This is a genomic window from Pseudomonas sp. P5_A12, assembly GCF_056400685.1.
The window spans coordinates 1-1,353 of record NZ_JBFUKU010000568.1 but is presented as its reverse complement, the minus strand read 5'-3'; the positions used below and the strand labels follow the sequence as shown (position 1 = coordinate 1,353).

At 59.3% G+C, this 1,353-nt stretch carries 1 protein-coding gene; it reads left to right on the top strand.

Features of this window, described 5'->3' with window-relative positions; all coding sequences use genetic code 11:
• On the top strand, positions 1-1,265 hold a 1,265-nt coding region (locus AC1DSG_RS31175), incomplete at its 5' end, for an arsenic transporter (protein WP_477794295.1).
• Between the last annotated feature and the right edge of the window lie 88 nt (positions 1,266-1,353).

Below are 1,353 nucleotides of genomic sequence, written 5' to 3'. Positions count from 1 at the left end.
TTTTCCTGCTGACCATCACACTGGTGATCTGGCAACCCAAAGGCCTGGGTGTCGGCTGGAGTGCGGTACTCGGCGCCGTACTGGCGCTGATTTTCGGTGTGGTGCAGCTGAGCGACATCCCGATCGTATGGCAGATCATCTGGAACGCCACCGGCACGTTCGTGGCGCTGATCATCATCAGTCTGTTGCTGGACGAGGCGGGCCTTTTTGCCTGGGCCGCTTTGCATGTGGCGCGTTGGGGGCGGGGCAGCGGGCGTAAACTTTTTGCCTATATGGTGCTGTTGGGGGCGCTGGTCTCGGCATTGTTCGCCAATGACGGCGCGGCGCTGATTCTGACGCCCATCGTGATTTCCATGCTGCTGGCGCTGCGGTTCTCCCCGGCCGCCACGCTGGCGTTCGTGATGGGTGCCGGTTTCATCGCCGACACCGCGAGCCTGCCGCTGGTGGTGTCGAACCTGGTGAACATTGTTTCCGCCGACTACTTCGATATCACGTTCAACCGCTATGCGGCGGTGATGATCCCGGTCAACCTGGCGAGCGTCGCGGCGACGCTGGTCATGTTGATGTGGTTCTTCCGTCGCGCCATTCCCAAGGCTTACGATCCCGAACAATTAGCGCTGCCGGCCACCGCAATCCATGACACGGCGACGTTTTATGCGGGTTGGGTGGTGTTGGTGATTTTGTTGCTGGGTTGTTTTGCCCTGGAGCCGCTGGGCATTCCGATCAGCGCCATTTCTGCGGTGTGCGCCGCACTACTATTGGGTATCGCCGCCCGAGGCCACAAGATTTCTACGCGCAAGGTGATGAAAGAAGCGCCGTGGCAGATCGTGATTTTTTCGTTGGGCATGTACCTGGTGGTGTATGGCTTGCGCAATGCCGGGTTGACCGGGTATCTGGCGGGTTGGCTCGATGGATTTGCCCATTACGGCGTCTGGGGCGCGGCGATGGGCACAGGGGTGCTGACGGCGATTCTGTCGTCGATGATGAACAATTTGCCGACCGTGCTCATCGGTTTGCTGTCGATCGATGCCAGTCAGGCCAGTGGTGTGGTGAAGGAAGCGATGATTTATGCCAACGTCATCGGCAGCGATCTTGGGCCGAAAATCACGCCGATTGGCAGCCTGGCGACGTTGTTGTGGTTGCATGTGCTGGAACGCAAGAGCATCCGGATTGGCTGGGGGTATTACTTCAAGGTCGGGGTGGTGTTGACGGTGCCGGTTTTGGTGGTGACCTTGGCCGCTTTGGCATTGCGTTTATCCGTATAGACCGAGTCGGCCCCTTCGCGAGCAAGCCCGCTCCCACATTTGATCTCTGTATGGCGCAAATTCAATGTGGGAGCGGGCTTGCCCGCGA